We start from the raw sequence: 16,503 nt of genomic DNA, 5'->3' as shown, positions 1-16,503 counted from the left end.
ATGAGTTAACGAGCCATTAAACATGCTCGTAGTAAAGGCTATTATTTAAACGGGAGGCGCTCAGATAACAATATATGTTCTGGGCTAATCGCAGCCTTGTATGCTAAAACTTCAACACCGGCCTTGATGGCCTGTTGCAATAGCTGTGCATAAAGAGGATCTATGTGTGCTGCTGCTTGCACGCTATTAATACCGGTATGTAAAACCGCAAAAAGCAATATTGCCCTATGACCGCTTTCTACAATACTGATTAATTCACGTAAGTGTTTTTGCCCCCGCACAGTGACAGCGTCAGGAAAATAACCTTGTGCGCCCTCAAGTAAGGTAACACTTTTAACTTCTATATAAGCCTTTGTTTTTTGTACTTGCTTATTGTCGTTAAGTTTAGGGTAGTGTAATAAAATATCTATTCGGCTATTTTCATCACCATACTTTACTTCTCGCTGTACTTGTTCAAATCCTTGTAGCTCACTAATAGTGCCATTTAAAATAGCAGCTTCGGCTAATTGGTTAGCGCGGATAGTATTAACACAAATATAATGGCTATGGCGAGTTTCTGTTAACTCCCAACTATAAGGGTATTTACGCTTTGGGTTGTCAGATGTGCTATACCAAACAATATCACCAGGTTCAGCACAGCCTGTCATGGCACCGGTATTTGCCACATGTATTGTGGTAATGGACTGATCTGCTAATGTTACGTCGGCTAGAAAACGCTTATAGCGTTTAATTAACGTCGCAGCTTGTAGCTGTAATTTCATGGGTACTTTTCGATATAATTTAACAACAGGCGAAGTTTACGATAAAAAGCACAATGAACAAAGCAAGAACTTATGAATTGATCAAACTGTTTAGCCACTGCTGTGCGTGTGTAATATCACTAAAAAAGTTAAACTCGATAGCGCAGCTTTGATAAATGCGCTGCAATTGCATTTGTAAAATGTCTGCATATGCACTATTAATTATAACAGCGGCAACAGCAACCATACCATTGTCAACACGATATTGTGTTGTTTCAATTAAGGCAAGCTCTGCTTCTGGTGTAAACAAGCTATTATCGGTAAACGAAACTAATGCAGCCCAAGGAGCACTCCCCATTTTTTCAGTAAAAGTTTTGATGTCTTGATGATATTGCTCAGAAATGCTTTCATTAAAGGGGCCTTGTGCATCAATTAATAAAATATTATCTTGTTGGGCAATAGTATAACTTCCATGTGCTGTATCTAACATGAGTAGACCCCTTTAAAACAGTGATTATGAAATATTATTGATAACAACTTTTAAAATATTTGCCAAGTAAGCATATTTTTATTGAATTGCAAGTTTTTAGGTAATTTAATTGTTAACGTACTTTTTAACCTGAAGCTATGTTAAGAGTGCGACATGCGATAATTGTTTTATTATCAACACTCGTTTACCTTGGTCATCAGTAATTCACTTATTGTTACCAATGCAGTGCATCTGTTTTTTAGATTGATAGTATCAGTTTAAATCATTTTAATTATTTTATTTTTTGTTGGATAATAGCTCCATTGAAACGTAAGCAAGCAAGTTAAATTAATTTATATCAAATAAGGAAGAAAAATGACGACACAATTTAAAAATATAGAAGGTGCAAAAGTACCTTCAGTTACATTCCCTATTCGTGTTAATGACGACTGGAGCACACGCGATACGCAAGAAATATTTGCCGGAAAAACCGTAGTAGTGTTTTCCCTACCCGGCGCCTTTACGCCAACATGTTCATCAAGCCACTTACCGCGTTATAATGAATTAGCAAGTAAGTTCTCTGAAAACGGTGTTGATGAAATAATTTGTGTTTCAGTGAACGATACCTTTGTAATGAACGCTTGGGCAGCAGACCAACATGCCGAAAATATTAGTTTTATTCCTGATGGTAATGGCGACTTCACCGAGGGGATGGGATTATTAGTTGCTAAAAATGACCTTGGTTTTGGTAAGCGTAGCTGGCGCTATTCTATGCTAGTAAAAGATGGCGTAATTGAGAAAATGTTCATCGAACCTGATTTACCAGGTGACCCGTTCGAAGTGTCAGACGCTGATACTATGCTAGCTTATATTAACCCTGAAGCAGTTCAAAAAGCGACCGTAAGCTTATTTACTAAGCCGGGTTGTCCACACTGTGCTAGAGCCAAAGCAATTTTAGCAGAGCAAGGGCTAGCTTATGACGAGTTAACCGTAGGAGAAGAAATTAGCATTTCTGCCATGCGCGCCATTACCAATGCTGACACTGTTCCGCAAATATTTATTGACGGTAAACATATTGGCGGCGCAGATGAGCTAGCAAAACACTTTGCATAAGCTAGTAGTGTTTTAGAGCGCAGCGCTCAGCCATTTAATTAATACCAACAATAAGGCACTTATTTAAAAGATAAGTGCCTTTTTTATTAGCACTTTTACTCCAATAAGCACTAAGTCAATCTAGCCTTATGTTTTTACGTAAAACACCCTGGGCAAGAGAGAAAGTAGAACAGCTTTACATTAAAAATAAACAGCATTTAGCAAGCGAATCACGATAAAACAAAAAATATGGTTAATATCGGGTTAAAATATATGAAAATACTGGAAAAATTAACTAAAATAGCCAATCATATCGCTTCTTTTTAACTCACTAGCAAAATATCATGACTACACCTAATCACTATATCCTTACTTGGCAGTGTCCAGACAATACCGGCGTTTTAGCTAAAGTATCGCAAAGCTTATTTGAGCATGGCGCATTTATCACTGAAACCTCACAATATAGTGACCCTTACACAGAAACATTTTTCTCTCGCATCGCCTTTGACGACAGAAACTTAACCGTCTCTGCGCATGAGTTTATTGCAGCGGTCGATGAACTAGCCAAGCCATTGAATATGGAATATAAACTACGTAATAAAGTTGATGTGCCTAATGTTGTTATTGCCGTTTCTAAAGATGATCACTGTTTAGTGTCGTTATTAACAAAATGGAAATCGGGTGTACTACCCATTAATATTGTTGCCGTTGTTTCTAATCACGTAGACTGTCAATCATTAGCTAATTGGCATGGTGTTCCTTTTTACCATTTCCCTATTACTAAAGACACTAAAGCTGAACAAGAGGCACAGATACTGGCCTTAATGCAAGACTGTGATGCTGAACTGCTGGTGCTAGCCCGGTACATGCAAATTTTGTCAGACGACTTATGTCAAAAATTGGCAGGGCGTGCAATTAACATTCATCACTCATTTTTACCTAGCTTTAAAGGCGCACGCCCATACCACCAAGCGCATGCCCGAGGGGTAAAAGTGATAGGTGCAACCGCGCATTATGTTACCGCCAACTTAGACGAAGGACCTATTATCGCACAAGAAGTAAAGCCTATTAACCACACTTTTACTATTGAGCAAATGGTTCACATGGGGCATGACTTAGAAGCAACAGCTCTAAGCCATGCAGTGCGTATTCATGCTGAGCAACGGGTGTGCTTAAATGGTGATAAAACAGTTATACTGGCTTAACGCCCAACCACGACTAACGTAGCAACTGGCATTAAGTGGGCAATTGGCGGTTGCTATACCACTACCGCGTAACAATACTTGTACAGCTAGGTGTAGTGAATTGCTGACGTTAATCACAGGCTTAAATACGGCGAAAGTTCGCGAAGTCGGCTAAGGTATGCTTAAAATTAGAGCAGACTTAGTTAACCCAAAACTCGTTATAACCTTGCTTAAATCGGGCTGAGGGTAATTCGCTTAAGAAGCCTTAACATGATTAATATTGAAAAAATTCACCACGTTGCTTACCGCTGTAAAGACGCTAAAGAAACCACAGACTGGTATAAAGATAAGCTCAATATGGATTTAGTTTTAGCCATTGCTGAAAACGAAGTTCCTTCCACTAAAGCGCCCGACCCTTACATGCATATATTTCTTGATGCGGGCAATGAAAACGTTTTAGCTTTTTTTGAAGTCCCCAACTCCCCTGCCATGGGGCGAGATGAAAACACCCCTGAGTGGGTGCAACATTTGGCCTTACGGGTGGCAAGTGTTTCGGCATTAGCAGCAGCAAAAGAGTCGCTAATTAGCAAAGGCGTTGATGTTTTAGGCCCTGTTAATCATGGTGTGTTCACCTCTATTTACTTTTTTGACCCTAACGGACATCGGTTAGAACTAGCGGCAAATACAGGGACAGCAGAACAATATAAGCAGCTAAATGATGTTGGATATGCCATGGTTGAAGAGTGGTCTAAAACCAAACGAGCACCACGCCATGCTGCCTGGCTGCATGAATAACGAAACTAAAAAATCAGTGGTTAGCAAAACTAAACACTTAGCCATTACTATTTACCGATTAATGGCGTAAAATAGCGCTATTAATCGATAAAAAAGTACTATAGTCATGTCTCGTAAAAAAAAATCTAGAAAACCTGGTGGCGCACCCATCGCCAAACCTAAATTAAGCAAAGCTGAATTAGCCAAGGTTGAAAAAAGAGTGCGTAAAAAAACAGGCAAAAAGCCGGGTAATCGCCAGCAAGAAGCACAGCAAAACACCACAGCAAAGCAGCAGGTTGACACAAATAAAGACCCTCGTATTGGTAGTAAAAAACCCATTGACCTAGGTGGCAGCGCTAAAACAACGCTAAACAAGTCGACAGAAAATGTTAACCCCACCAAAGCGAAAAAATCTACGCAAGACCCTATTGCTGCACTGCGCGCTGCTGATAACAAGCGCTGTACTCATAGCGGTGAAGCTATGGCTGGCATTAGCTTAGCGCAAGAACTTGCTAACATTGAAAACGATGAACAACTGCAGGTTATTTTAGCTAAACAAGACGATGATATTGCCCTAACACATGAGGAAGTTGACTACTTCAATAATATGATGGAGCGTCACGAAGCTATTAGTGTTCAATTAGGCGATGAGGAAGAAGACGTTAGTAGCCCAAACACTCGCTCTGAAGATGATTTATGGGATAAGCTAGACAATGCCTCAGTACCTGAGCTTGATACCTAACCCTAGTAAATAAAAAGTGTAATGTAAAAGGAATAAGGTTAATACAGATGAATGAATACTGGTTAACAACCCTTGTTGTTGGGGCAGTCATTATTATCAGTTTAGCGATTTATGCGGCTAAGTTGTTAAGGCAACTTAGCGCGCAAAAGCGTGTGCAGGCACAGGCAGCGTTAGATCGCCAACAAGCACTAGCAAAACACGATACAAAAATACTGTCTAGCGTAAAAATTATTGTAAAAGCCATGCAAGAAGAGCAATGTGACTTTAGCGAAGGGTGTTGGCGCTTATCGGTATTACTTGACTCATTAAAATTGAGTAGCGAACTGGCGCAACAGTTCCCTGCAATATACAAGTTATACAACCAAATAAAGCACCTTGCTATTATGGGTGAAAGAAAACAGTTAGAAAAAAAACAACGTATGAAAGAAGACTATCAACGTCTTAAGCTTGAAGCGCAGTTACACAATGACATAGTGGCAGACCTTAGTTTACTTCAGCAATATGTCACAGAAAGAATAAGCTCCCTTAAGGCATAACTGCTTACTTAATGAATTTACCTCTGGGGCTAGAGCAGGTTTTTAACATTGCTTGTGATGAATCAATAAACATTAACTAAATATCCGTATAATAATGGCTAGAACTGCTGCTAGATCTTAGTGACAGTTAGATCTTATAGCAATTTGATAAATTATGGGTAACATCATGCAAGCAAGTCAATTTTTTGATCCTAAACTCCTCAACAAGTATAACACCAGTGGTCCTCGATACACTTCATATCCTACGGCGTTAGAGTTTCATGACGACTTCACCCATGATGATTTTATTCAAGCGGTAAAAGACTCACCCAACCGTGAGCTATCGCTTTATGTACATATTCCATTTTGTCATACCCTTTGCTATTACTGTGGTTGCAACAAAGTGATAACTCGCCACCGTAGTAAAGCTGACACCTACCTTGAGTATTTAGCACAAGAAATTGCACTACAAGCCCCCTCGTTCACAGAGTATAAAGTTAAACAGTTACATTGGGGGGGCGGCACACCGAGTTTTTTAACACATAAACAAATCACAACGTTAGTTGAATTGCTCAAAGAAAAATTTGATTTCTCAGACGAATTAGAAATGAGTATTGAAATCGACCCACGTGAAATTGATATGAACCTTGCAGAGCACTTATTTTCACTAGGTTTCAATCGTTTAAGCTTGGGTGTACAAGACTTAGACTTAAAAGTACAACAAGCAATAAACCGCGTGCAGTCAACAGAGTTTATTGGTGACTTTATCAGTCATGCCAAAGCGGTTGGCTTTCAGTCGATTAATATTGATTTAATTTACGGCTTACCACACCAAACATTAGAAAACTTTAAAAAAACCTTAGACAAAGCACACGAATGGGATGTTGACCGTATTTCATTATTTAGTTACGCCCATATACCAAGCCGATTTGCTGCGCAACGCAAGTTACGTGATGAATGGCTACCAAACGCAGCATTAAAGTTTGATTTAATGAAGTTATCAATCGAAACGCTGTGTGACTATGGATATGACTTTATCGGGATGGACCACTTTGCTAAACCAAATGATGAACTTTCTATTGCCCAACGCAACGGCACATTACACCGTAACTTTCAAGGTTATACTACCCGTGGCGGCTGTGATTTGTTAGGGCTAGGTGTCTCGTCAATTAGTAGTATAGGCCGTTCATTTGGCCAAAATATAAAAGATCTACAAAGCTATTATCAAGCGATTGAAAACCAGCAACATGCACTTGAACGTGGAGTCAGCTTAAGCGATGATGACATTTTGCGTGGTGAAGTGATACGTGAACTAATGTGTAACCTGTATCTTGATAAAACAAAAATTAGTGAAAAATATACCATTAACTTCGATCAGTATTTTGCCCAAGATTTAGACCTGTTAAATCCTTTTATTGACGATGGCTTAGTAGAAAATGCCGCTAGCTTTATTAAAGTAGACCAAAAAGCGCGCTTGCTTATTCGTAATATTTGCATGAGTTTTGATGCGTACATGAAAAAACACGTAAATCAACAGCGCTTTTCACGGGTAATTTAGAAACAAATGAGACGCTAGGAAATAAACGCGGTGCTAGGAAGATAAAGATATTAGTCCCTAGTATCGAGTACCTAGTATCTAGCACCTAGTACCTAGTACCTAGTACCTAGTATCGAGCACCTAGTATCTAGGACCTAGTATCTAGGACCTAGTATCTAGGACCTAGTATCTAGCACCTAACTAAATAAGCCCTAAAACAAACCGGCAATTAGCGCTAGTAAAGCCTAATTCAGTGCCTTTATCCGTTTGTGTTTTTGTTGCTAAATCTACCCACTGGTAATACACATTTCTGTGTACCTTTGCCAGTAAGTTTTGGCGCACAACAACATACAGTTCACCGTTGTCATTGGCCGTAATAGGGTGGTTGTGATCTAAAGTAAATTCATTACCCACGTTATTAGTAACTACCATGCACGTTTGGTGTTCATCCTGCCAGCGCCATTGGGTTAACACAAAGGGGGCGTCTTCAACCGTAATTTTTATTTTTTCAACGGGTGTTACTAAAAAATAGTTATCTTGCTCTTTTTTTAATACCGACGCTAACAGCTTAACTAAAGCAGGGCGTTTAAAAATTGTGCCGGCGTAAAACCAATCACCATTGGCTTTTATTTGTAAGTCTATTTCACCACAATAATCAGGGTTCCATAATTCAACCGGGGGTATTGCATCGCCTTGTGCTTTTATTTGAGCAGTAATCTGCTCAAGTGACGAGCCTGAAGACATAACTTTCTCCTGTGAACAAGCATATGTAAGAATCATACCAGTAAATTTGTCTAATAGACAAAGAAGTGATTTCGATCGTAATTTAACGCAATAGCGAATGACAACTATTGAATATATATTCAAATTAAGGCAGTATTTATCCAGCTTTTTTGAAGTCAACTTTCTTCAACCTATTTGCAAGCAAAGTCTAACAAACGCTAGCAACAACCCGGCCATAACGACCGAATAACCAAGGAACATTAATGAAACCGAATACTAAACCGGCCAATCCTAACTTTTCATCAGGCCCATGTACAAAACGTCCAGGTTACAGCCTTGCAGCCCTTAACACTGACAGCTTAGGGCGTTCTCACCGGAGCGCTATTGGTAAAGAACGTTTACTTAAAGCCATCACAGAAACGTCTCGTTTATTAAACTTACCTGCTGGTTACAAGGTTGGTATTGTGCCAGGATCAGACACAGGGGCTATGGAAATGGCAATGTGGTCATTATTAGGGCAACGTCCGGTTGATGTGTTTGCCTGGGAGTCTTTTGGCTCTGGATGGGGGGCAGACATTGCTAAACAATTAAAATTAGACGATGCGCGTTTATTTACCGGTGCTTATGGTGAACTACCAGACTTTGCACAAGCGAACCCAGAGCACGATATTGTCTTCACTTGGAATGGCACAACTTCAGGCGTTAAAGTTGAAAACGCTGACTGGATCAGAAGCCAACGGACAGGTTTAACGATTTGTGATGCCACCAGTGCGGTATTTGCGATGGAACTTGATTGGGACAAAATAGACGTTGCTACCTTTAGCTGGCAAAAAGTGCTTGGCGGGGAAGGCGCACACGGTATGTTAATTTTAAGCCCCAGAGCGGTAGAAAGATTAGAATCATACACTCCCCCTTGGCCAATTCCTAAAGTATTCGGTTTAACCAAAAACGGCAAGTTAATTGACGGTATATTCAAAGGCGCTACCATCAACACACCGTCAATGTTATGTGTTGAAGACTACCTTGACGCACTTAATTGGGTTGATGAAATTGGTGGTTTAACTGCTGCAATAGCAAAAAGTGAAGAGAACCTGCAAGTACTAACAGACTTTGTTGGGCAAAATGATTGGATCAGCTTTTTAGCTAAAACACCGGCCACCTGTTCAAATACCAGCGTATGTTTTGAATTAAAAGCGGATGCAGAGCAAGTTAAAGCCATGGTGAAGTTATTAGACGATGAAGGTGTAGCCTTTGATATTGGCGCATACCGCGACGCACCAGCAGGTTTACGCATTTGGGCTGGCGCAACGGTTGAAAAATCAGACCTTGTTGCCTTACTACCTTGGTTAACGTGGGCTTACCAACAAGTGACCGCCTAATATTTTTCCTTCACCGATAAAGAGTTTTATATGAAAAAAATTAGAACATACAATAACATTGCAACTGCCGGCCTAAATAAATTTCCAGTAGAGCGTTACATTGTCGACTCGGTTTGTGAAGACCCAGATGCTATTTTATTACGTAGCCATAAACTACATAACGAAACATTACCTGCTTCAGTATTAGCTATTGCGCGTGCTGGCGCTGGCGTTAATAATATCCCCGTTGCCGATTATACCCCTAAAGGTATTGTTGTTTTTAACACCCCAGGCGCAAACGCCAATGCAGTAAAAGAGTTAGTACTCGCTAGTTTATTACTTGGCTCGCGTGGTATAACGCAAAGTATGAATTATGTTGACTCATTAGCATCAGAAAAAGATCCAGCTGAATTACATAAACAAGTAGAAGCGGGTAAGAAAAAATATGGTGGCTCTGAGCTTAAGGGTAAAACCCTAGGCGTAGTTGGCTTGGGTGCCATTGGCGCTAAAATTGCTAACCTAGCGTTAAGCCTAGACATGAACGTCATTGGCTACGACCCTAAACTTAGTGTTGAGGCTGCGTGGCAGTTATCGTCGAAAGTAAATCGTGCAGAAAACTTAAACTCACTGCTAGCACGCGCTGACTATGTTACCTTACATGTCCCTATGCTTGCCGCTACAGAAGGCTTAATGAACGATGACGCATTTTCAGCCATTAAAGACGGCGCGGTTTTAATTAACCTAGCGCGCGGTGAACTAGTAGAAGAGGCGGCTGTGATTAAAGCCTTAAACTCAGGTAAATTAGCGCATTACATTGCTGACTTCCCCAGTGAAGCGTTAATTGCTCATGACAAGGCTATTTTGTTTCCACATTTAGGTGCCAGCACGGTAGAAGCAGAAGAAAACTGTGCCGAAATGGGAGCTGATCAGCTCATCGACTTTTTAGATAATGGTAACATTGCTAATTCTGTCAATTTTCCCACCGTATCACTTGAGCGAACCTCTGGCTATAGAGTAACCTTTGCCAATGATAATATTCCTAAGGTTTTAGGGACAATATTAAACTTATTGGCTGATTTAAATATTAATGTACTTGATATGGTGAACAAAAGTCGTGACGAAATTGCTTACACCATAGTAGACATTGAACAAGAGCCAACACCAGCGTTACTTGAAAGCCTCTCTAATGTAGAGCATGTTTTTCATGTAAGAAGTGTATAATTAAGCGGCTATAAACCGCATTAATAAGTAGGCCATGAATTAGTCGAAAACTAATAAACAGAAAACTCTTCGATTAATTCATTTTTTACTTGCACAAAGGGTGATAACTCATTAGAATCCGCGCATTGTTTCAAAGACAGAAGCAATAGGATTTAAAATGCGATTAAAAGAGCATTCTAATCAGTAATAAAATCAGCAATACACCTCAGTGGTGGCTATAGCTCAGTTGGTAGAGCCCCGGATTGTGATTCCGGTTGTCGAGGGTTCAAGTCCCTTTAGCCACCCCATTCTCAAGTCCCTTTATCTTTTTAGTAAAACATCCACGGTAATGAGTCACACTTTGGTTTAATCTCGACCGCAATCACGATGATTCCGCCATTTCAACTTAACTAGTTTTATCAAAGTTTTATCAAGACATCCATGTTAACCCCACACGTTAACTCATCGAGGGTTCAAGTTCCTTTAGCCGACATTGTTTTCTCGAAAAATTTTACTTTGTTTATTGCTTTAGGAGCAAAAATAGCTGTTGGTTAATATGGTCTTGGTCATGCCAATACCCTGAGTTTGGTAATAATTGTGTTGGCTTGTATTATAGCAAGTAAATCAAAGTGGTATTGCTTGGTGTGATTGCGTCTATACCAAACGACCATTATTGGTATGGTGGCTTGTTAATGTAGGTTTGGTTAATTGGTCTTATTTTAAGGCTTGATAAGCTTAATAAAGGGGTATACCCTAATAGTACATTTTAGCGCTCAAAAAATTAAATGAATAGAAAGGTATTATGAAAACATTATTATTACCCGTATGTGCAGCTTTATTACTCGCTGGTTGTGCTCAAACAACGCCAAATAACTCTGCAGGTGCTACGCAACTTCAAGTTAAAGAAAGCAATAAAGTATTAGTAAGTGATGGTAAGCAGTTAAAAGATGCCATTGAAAATGCCAAAGCTGGCGATCATATTGTGCTTAAAAACGGCACTTATACCAACCTAGCAATAGAATTTTATGGTGAAGGAACTAAAGAAAAACCTATCACATTAAGCGCTGAAACCGCGGGTGAAGTGTTCATCGAAGGGCAATCTTATTTAGAGCTTGGTGGTAATTACCTGGTTGTTGATGGCTTACATTTTAGAAACGGTTATACGCCGACAAAAAATGTTATTCGCTTTAAAATTGACGATGACAGAATCGCTTTCAACTCAAAGGTAACCAATAGTGTTATTGAAGAGTTTACGCAAAAAGACAGGCTAGTAAAAGACCATTGGGTTGAGTTTTGGGGCCGTAACAATGAACTAAGCAGTAACTATATTGCCGGTAAATCTAACGACGGACCAACGGTTGTAGTGAAGTTAGGTGGCAACCAAAACATCAAAAATCACCATCAAATAGTGAACAACCACTTTGGACCACGTCCTAGAAAGGGTGGGCCTCGCGGCGAAACAATCCAAATCGGCAACAGTTTCACTTCAATGACTCCTTCATACACCAATATTGAAAACAACCTTTTTGACCGTTGTAACGGTGAAGTAGAAATTATTTCAAGTAAATCAAACTACAACCAATTCAAAAACAATGTTTTCTTTAAAAGTGAAGGCTCTCTGGTATTACGCCACGGCAACTACGCCACCATTGACGGTAATATCTTCATTGGCGATGGTAAGTCTGAAGAGTTTGGTGGTATCCGTGTTGTGAACACCGGCCATTGGATCGTTAATAACTACTTCTATAAACTGCACGGTGAAAAGTTTAGAGCACCTATTGCGGTAATGAACGGTATTTATAAATCACCACAAAACCGATATAACCAAGTTACTGATGCAGTAGTCGCATACAACTCCTTTGTTGAAACACCTACACCTTGGTATTTTAGTGTTGGTTCAAATGTGGCACAAAGTGCAGTTTTACCAAAAAGTGAAATTCGTGATGCACGCCCTATCAGAACTATTTTTGCTAACAACACCATCTACAACTCAGCCAAAGCTGAACAACCTGCGTTCAATTACGACGATGAGATGGATGATGTAAGCTTTAAAAATAACTTCTCTAACAATGAGAATAAAACCGAGATTGGCAAAAATGGCATTATTACACAAGCTATGTCAGTAAACCGTGTCTCAGAATACTTAATGGCGCCAGAGCAAAATAATACTGATGTGTATAACGGCTTTGACTTTGAAAAAATCACCACAGATTTATTCGGCAATAAAAGAGCGGATAACAATGCTGTGGGTGCCATCATTAGTCCCGTAGCGAAAGGTACTGAACTATTTGAACGCTCAGAATTTGGTGCTAGCTGGTTTGTAGCAGAAAAAGCAGTTAAAGAAGCCACTGTTTTCAAAGCGGCTACTGCAAAAGAATTAGCTAAGGCTTTAGCTGATGCAACCTCTGGTGACATTATAGAGCTTACTGCTGCACAATATACCGTGGATGCTGCGCTTGAAATCAATAAAGAAATCACTTTTGTTTCTGCTGATAAAAACAAAAAATCAGTCATTAACTTCACTTCAGCGGCTACTGCATTCTCTATGCAGCCAGACGGCCACCTGCAGTTAGATAGCGTAATTATTAAAGGTAACAAGCAGCAAAATGCTTTCACAACCTTAGATAAGTACATGTCTAAAGCGTATAATATCTCAGTTAAAAACTCAGAAATAACTAACTTTATTAGCGTGTTAGAAGTTTCTAAAGCATCGTTTGCTGATGAAATTGTTATTGAAAACTCGAGTGTTCGTAATAACCAAAACGGCTTTATCCTAAATAAAGAAATTGATGATAAAGGCGATTACAACGCAGAGTTTTTAATTATTAAAAACACTACGTTTGACAATATTGCCGGCGCGATTTTAGACTACCACCGTGGTGGTTATGACGAGTCGACGATTGGTGGTAACTTAATTTTTGAAAACAACACAGTGACTAATTCGGGTGTGAAAGGCGGTTTACTAATGAAAAACCGCGGCATTGTTAAAGTATCATTTGCTAACAATACCTTTAGAAACAACCCGGTTAAAACCATTGCCATTCTCTGGGGTGAAAAAGGTCAAAAGCCTGTTAACAATACTAGGACTAACTCAGGTGAAATTGAAGTAGTAGAAAACTTAGAAATGAACTTAATGTACTAATAACGCTATAGCCATAGTTTAGGTACAGCCTAACTATGGCGTAGTTAGCCACTTAACTGCGTCATAGCGGCATTATTAAGCCCCTAATAGTTGTGTTTATACAACTATTAGGGGCTTTTTGTTTGCTTGGCTGTGTTTACTTAAGAGGGTTGCTAAGCACAGGTTGCTTGGTATCAATGGTGAGTAACTGCAGCAAACACTGGAGTAGGGGGCTAAGTAAAGCGGGGTGTTTTACTCAGGCTCAACAAAAAACTTATTATTAAGTAAAAACTCGTCTTCCATAGCGTCAAGCATTTCTTCGGTTAACGGGCTTGAACCTTGCACAGGTTGGCTAATTTTATGTCCTTCATCGGCCCATTCTCCTAAATCGATTAACTGGCAGCGTTTGCTACAAAAAGGACGAAACTTATTGCTTGCTTGCCAAGCAACTTCGGTATTACAGTGAGGGCAGGAAACTTTTAAGGTCATAATTTAATACCTTGCAATAATAAAAATGTAGTCACAAAATTATACGTGAATTAGGCAAAGAGAGAAAGTGAAAGCCATTTTATTCATTAACCCCAACTATAGCTATTAACAACGGGCTAATTGAAACTTAGTCGCTTGGTTTGAATACCGGCGACCTTGCTGCTCAGTAGGCAGCATAAAGCGTATAGAGTAGCGAAACTTGTTGCCACTAATGCTGGGGTAATATTGTGCACTTGTGGCGACTTTAATGCGCAGTAGTAATAAACCTTCGCCACTGTCTTGGTAAAAACCGCTTTCTGTTTCAATGGTTTCAAATGCGGCACGTTGGCGAAAAAACTTCAGCACCAAAGCCAGCGAGCTTTCAATAGTATTTAACAGCGCTAACCAGCGTTCAATGTCTTGCGTAATACGCGTTTTGTTTTGGTGTAGCCAAAATTGTAATTGGGGCAGGTCAAAGCTACAACTCCCACCTTGAATGGCAAAACGTTGTTTTAAGCTTGCCAATAAGGGGTCTACTTTTAACTGGCTACACTTTTGCCCTGTTACTCTTAGTTGGCTAATTAACGCCACGGTTTCTTTTAAATTTGACTCAAGTGCACTCGTGTCAATATCAGGCGCTTGTGACCAGATAACTAGGTTTTGTTGTAGTTTTTCTAAATCTTTAATTAAATCACCGCGAATATCACTACGATCTAGTGCATCAACAATAGAGAACAAAGCATTAAAAAATACTTGGTGAGACAAAAAAATATCGCCAGCAACGCAGCTGTGCGCATGCTTAAACAGTTGTTCAAGCTTTAAGTAATTGCGAATGCGCTCATTAAGCGGGTGTTCATATAAAATCGTTGTCATGCAAAGTATTGGTGATATCTCTGTTAAGTTTATGGTATTGTTTAAAATCTAGGGTAAAACCCAAAAACTAAAGTAACGATAGCAAGTTGCTATGGCGAATTGTTCATTTTTACACTCATTTACTTGTGTGCTTCACGTTTAGCAAAGCTTAAGTACAGTTGGTGTAATTTTATTACAGCGTCTTTTAAACTGCTTATATCACTACCGTCATTATTTATTATGTCATCAGCATTGTCTTGTCTAACCTGCCTGCTTACTTGGCTGTCGATAATTGCCTGTACTTGTGCTGTAGAGTTGTTGTCACGTGCCTTTGTGCGCGCTATTTGTGTTGACTCTTTAACATCAATAACCAAAACACGGTTCACTAAGCTGGTTAGCTTATTCTCAATTAACAGTGGTGCTACTATAATACAATATGGGCTTGAAGCGGTGTTCGCTTGTGTAACAATTTGTTCTCTGATCAGCGGGTGCAGTAAATTATTAAGCCATAATTGGTCGGTTTTGTTGGTAAATATTTGTTGCCGCAATAACGGCCTATTTAATGAGCCGTCAGCTTGAATAAATGCGTGACCAAAATGTTCGCTAATGGCGCTAAGTGCGGGGCTTCCCTGTGCAACAACTTCACGCGCAATTATATCGGCATCAATAATATCAATACCTTGTGCAGAAAAAATATTGGTGACTGTGGTTTTTCCACTGCCTATGCCACCGGTTAAACCGACAATAAAATTCGCCATGATTACCTTAACATTACAAGTACTAGGAAAAGACAAGGCTCTAGAAGCGAGGGAAAGCCTAATACTGGGTGTTTCCTCAACTTATCTGTGCCATATACCAAAGCCAAATACTTTCACCCCATAAGATGGTTATCCAACCAGCAACGGCTAGGTATGGGCCAAAAGGTATGGCTTGCTCTCGCTGGTGGTTTTTAAAAATCATCAGCGCAATACCAACAATTGCACCAACCACTGAGGCCATTAAAATTAAAATTGGTAATAGTTGCCAGCCAATCCAAGCGCCAAACAAGGCAAACAATTTAAAGTCGCCATGGCCCATGCCTTCTTTACCGGTTAATAACTTAAATAACCAAAATACAGTAAATAAACTCATATAACCAACAGCAGCGCCAATAACAGCATCAGTTAGCGGCACAAAAGTACCGGTTATATTCACTAACAAGCCAAGCCATAATAGCGGCATAACAATTTGGTCTGGTAGTAGCATGTGGTCAAAATCTATTAAGGTTAAACAAATTAACCCCCAAGTGAGCAATACTACTAATAACGCTTCTACTGTAGCACCAAGTTGCGTTGCTACCAGTAAGCTTAATAGCGCTGTAGCTGCTTCTACACTGGGATAGCGGCTAGAAATACTGTTTTTACATTGGCTACATTTACCTTTTAACAATAGCCAGCTAATAATAGGGATATTTTCATAAAAACGTATTTGATGAGCACAGTGCGGACAGGTTGAGTGCGGAACAGATAAGCTTAAAGGGCTAATTTTTTTAGCGGGCACTTGAGTTAATTCGTCAGCTAAAAACTCACGACACTCCATATACCAAGCGTTATGCATCATTTTCGGTAGCCGATAAACAATAACATTTAAAAAGCTACCAATGAGTAAGGAGAATACAGTAACAAACAGGTAGAAAAACACTGGCGACTGTTGAAATAAAGCGAAGGTTTGTTCAAACATAAGGGCTCA

The 16,503-nt window shown here is 39.6% G+C and carries 16 protein-coding genes, 1 tRNA gene and 1 pseudogene; 11 read left to right on the top strand and 7 right to left on the bottom strand.

Annotated elements, in window-relative coordinates; translation table 11 throughout:
- Positions 1 to 41 precede the first annotated feature (41 nt).
- Together sfsA and AC0UA9_RS12395 are read right to left on the bottom strand one after the other, a co-directional pair.
- Positions 42 to 761 (bottom strand): DNA/RNA nuclease SfsA, encoded by a 720-nt coding sequence (sfsA, locus tag AC0UA9_RS12400; RefSeq protein WP_475660410.1) that lies wholly within the window; start codon positions 759 to 761, stop codon positions 42 to 44.
- Positions 762 to 831: 70 nt separating this feature from the next.
- Positions 832 to 1,230, bottom strand: coding sequence for a hypothetical protein (locus AC0UA9_RS12395; RefSeq protein WP_475660409.1), 399 nt, complete (start codon positions 1,228 to 1,230; stop codon positions 832 to 834).
- Between the two features lie 354 nt (positions 1,231 to 1,584).
- Between AC0UA9_RS12395 and AC0UA9_RS12390 the strand changes: the two genes are divergently transcribed.
- The 7 genes and pseudogenes from AC0UA9_RS12390 to hemN all read left to right on the top strand — a co-directional run bounded on the left by AC0UA9_RS12390 (position 1,585) and on the right by hemN (position 7,074).
- On the top strand, positions 1,585 to 2,322 hold the full coding sequence (locus AC0UA9_RS12390) for a glutathione peroxidase (protein WP_475660408.1): 738 nt from the start codon (positions 1,585 to 1,587) through the stop codon (positions 2,320 to 2,322).
- A gap of 122 nt (positions 2,323 to 2,444) precedes the next feature.
- A pseudogene (locus tag AC0UA9_RS12385) lies at positions 2,445 to 2,540 on the top strand (VF530 family DNA-binding protein); the annotation flags it as partial.
- 105 nt (positions 2,541 to 2,645) lie between these two features.
- Positions 2,646 to 3,506, top strand: a complete 861-nt coding sequence (gene purU, locus AC0UA9_RS12380) for a formyltetrahydrofolate deformylase (RefSeq protein WP_475660407.1) — start codon at positions 2,646 to 2,648, stop codon at positions 3,504 to 3,506.
- Positions 3,507 to 3,755: 249 nt separating this feature from the next.
- The gene (locus AC0UA9_RS12375; protein WP_475660406.1) at positions 3,756 to 4,280 is read left to right on the top strand and encodes a VOC family protein; all 525 of its coding nucleotides are present in this window, start codon (positions 3,756 to 3,758) and stop codon (positions 4,278 to 4,280) included.
- 106 nt (positions 4,281 to 4,386) lie between these two features.
- Positions 4,387 to 5,001 carry a Der GTPase-activating protein YihI gene (gene yihI / locus AC0UA9_RS12370; protein ID WP_475660405.1) on the top strand — a complete coding sequence of 205 codons (615 nt, stop codon included), beginning with the start codon at positions 4,387 to 4,389 and terminating at the stop codon, positions 4,999 to 5,001.
- Positions 5,002 to 5,048: 47 nt separating this feature from the next.
- A complete protein-coding gene (locus AC0UA9_RS12365) occupies positions 5,049 to 5,537 on the top strand; it encodes a DUF2489 domain-containing protein (RefSeq protein ID WP_475660404.1) in 489 nt (162 codons plus the stop codon).
- Positions 5,538 to 5,703: 166 nt separating this feature from the next.
- Positions 5,704 to 7,074, top strand: a complete 1,371-nt coding sequence (hemN, locus tag AC0UA9_RS12360; protein ID WP_475660403.1) for an oxygen-independent coproporphyrinogen III oxidase — start codon at positions 5,704 to 5,706, stop codon at positions 7,072 to 7,074.
- Positions 7,075 to 7,254: 180 nt separating this feature from the next.
- Here hemN and AC0UA9_RS12355 read toward each other — a convergent pair whose 3' ends face one another.
- Positions 7,255 to 7,797 carry a DUF1285 domain-containing protein gene (locus tag AC0UA9_RS12355; protein ID WP_475660402.1) on the bottom strand — a complete coding sequence of 181 codons (543 nt, stop codon included), beginning with the start codon at positions 7,795 to 7,797 and terminating at the stop codon, positions 7,255 to 7,257.
- 242 nt (positions 7,798 to 8,039) lie between these two features.
- Here AC0UA9_RS12355 and AC0UA9_RS12350 point away from each other — a divergent pair, with 242 nt between their 5' ends.
- The 4 genes from AC0UA9_RS12350 to AC0UA9_RS12335 all read left to right on the top strand — a co-directional run bounded on the left by AC0UA9_RS12350 (position 8,040) and on the right by AC0UA9_RS12335 (position 13,476).
- Positions 8,040 to 9,155, top strand: coding sequence for a phosphoserine transaminase (locus tag AC0UA9_RS12350; RefSeq protein ID WP_475660401.1), 1,116 nt, complete (start codon positions 8,040 to 8,042; stop codon positions 9,153 to 9,155).
- 30 nt (positions 9,156 to 9,185) lie between these two features.
- Entirely contained in the window at positions 9,186 to 10,355 is a 1,170-nt protein-coding gene (locus tag AC0UA9_RS12345; protein WP_475660400.1) for a 3-phosphoglycerate dehydrogenase family protein, read from the top strand.
- Positions 10,356 to 10,566: 211 nt separating this feature from the next.
- Positions 10,567 to 10,642 (top strand) — tRNA-His (locus AC0UA9_RS12340).
- A 494-nt stretch (positions 10,643 to 11,136) separates the two neighbouring features.
- Positions 11,137 to 13,476 (top strand): chondroitinase-B domain-containing protein, encoded by a 2,340-nt coding sequence (locus tag AC0UA9_RS12335; protein ID WP_475660399.1) that lies wholly within the window; start codon positions 11,137 to 11,139, stop codon positions 13,474 to 13,476.
- 231 nt (positions 13,477 to 13,707) lie between these two features.
- Here AC0UA9_RS12335 and yacG read toward each other — a convergent pair whose 3' ends face one another.
- The 4 genes from yacG to AC0UA9_RS12315 all read right to left on the bottom strand — a co-directional run bounded on the left by yacG (position 13,708) and on the right by AC0UA9_RS12315 (position 16,494).
- Entirely contained in the window at positions 13,708 to 13,944 is a 237-nt protein-coding gene (gene yacG / locus AC0UA9_RS12330; RefSeq protein WP_475660398.1) for a DNA gyrase inhibitor YacG, read from the bottom strand.
- A gap of 105 nt (positions 13,945 to 14,049) precedes the next feature.
- Entirely contained in the window at positions 14,050 to 14,796 is a 747-nt protein-coding gene (zapD, locus tag AC0UA9_RS12325; RefSeq protein WP_475660397.1) for a cell division protein ZapD, read from the bottom strand.
- Between the two features lie 119 nt (positions 14,797 to 14,915).
- Positions 14,916 to 15,533, bottom strand: coding sequence for a dephospho-CoA kinase (gene coaE, locus AC0UA9_RS12320; RefSeq protein WP_475660396.1), 618 nt, complete (start codon positions 15,531 to 15,533; stop codon positions 14,916 to 14,918).
- A 76-nt stretch (positions 15,534 to 15,609) separates the two neighbouring features.
- On the bottom strand, positions 15,610 to 16,494 hold the full coding sequence (locus AC0UA9_RS12315; protein WP_475660395.1) for a prepilin peptidase: 885 nt from the start codon (positions 16,492 to 16,494) through the stop codon (positions 15,610 to 15,612).
- Positions 16,495 to 16,503: the final 9 nt, after the last annotated feature.

It is taken from the genome of Colwellia sp. F1 (assembly GCF_056238625.1).
The sequence above is the reverse complement of the archived record's forward strand: the minus strand, read 5'-3'. Positions and strand labels throughout refer to the sequence as shown.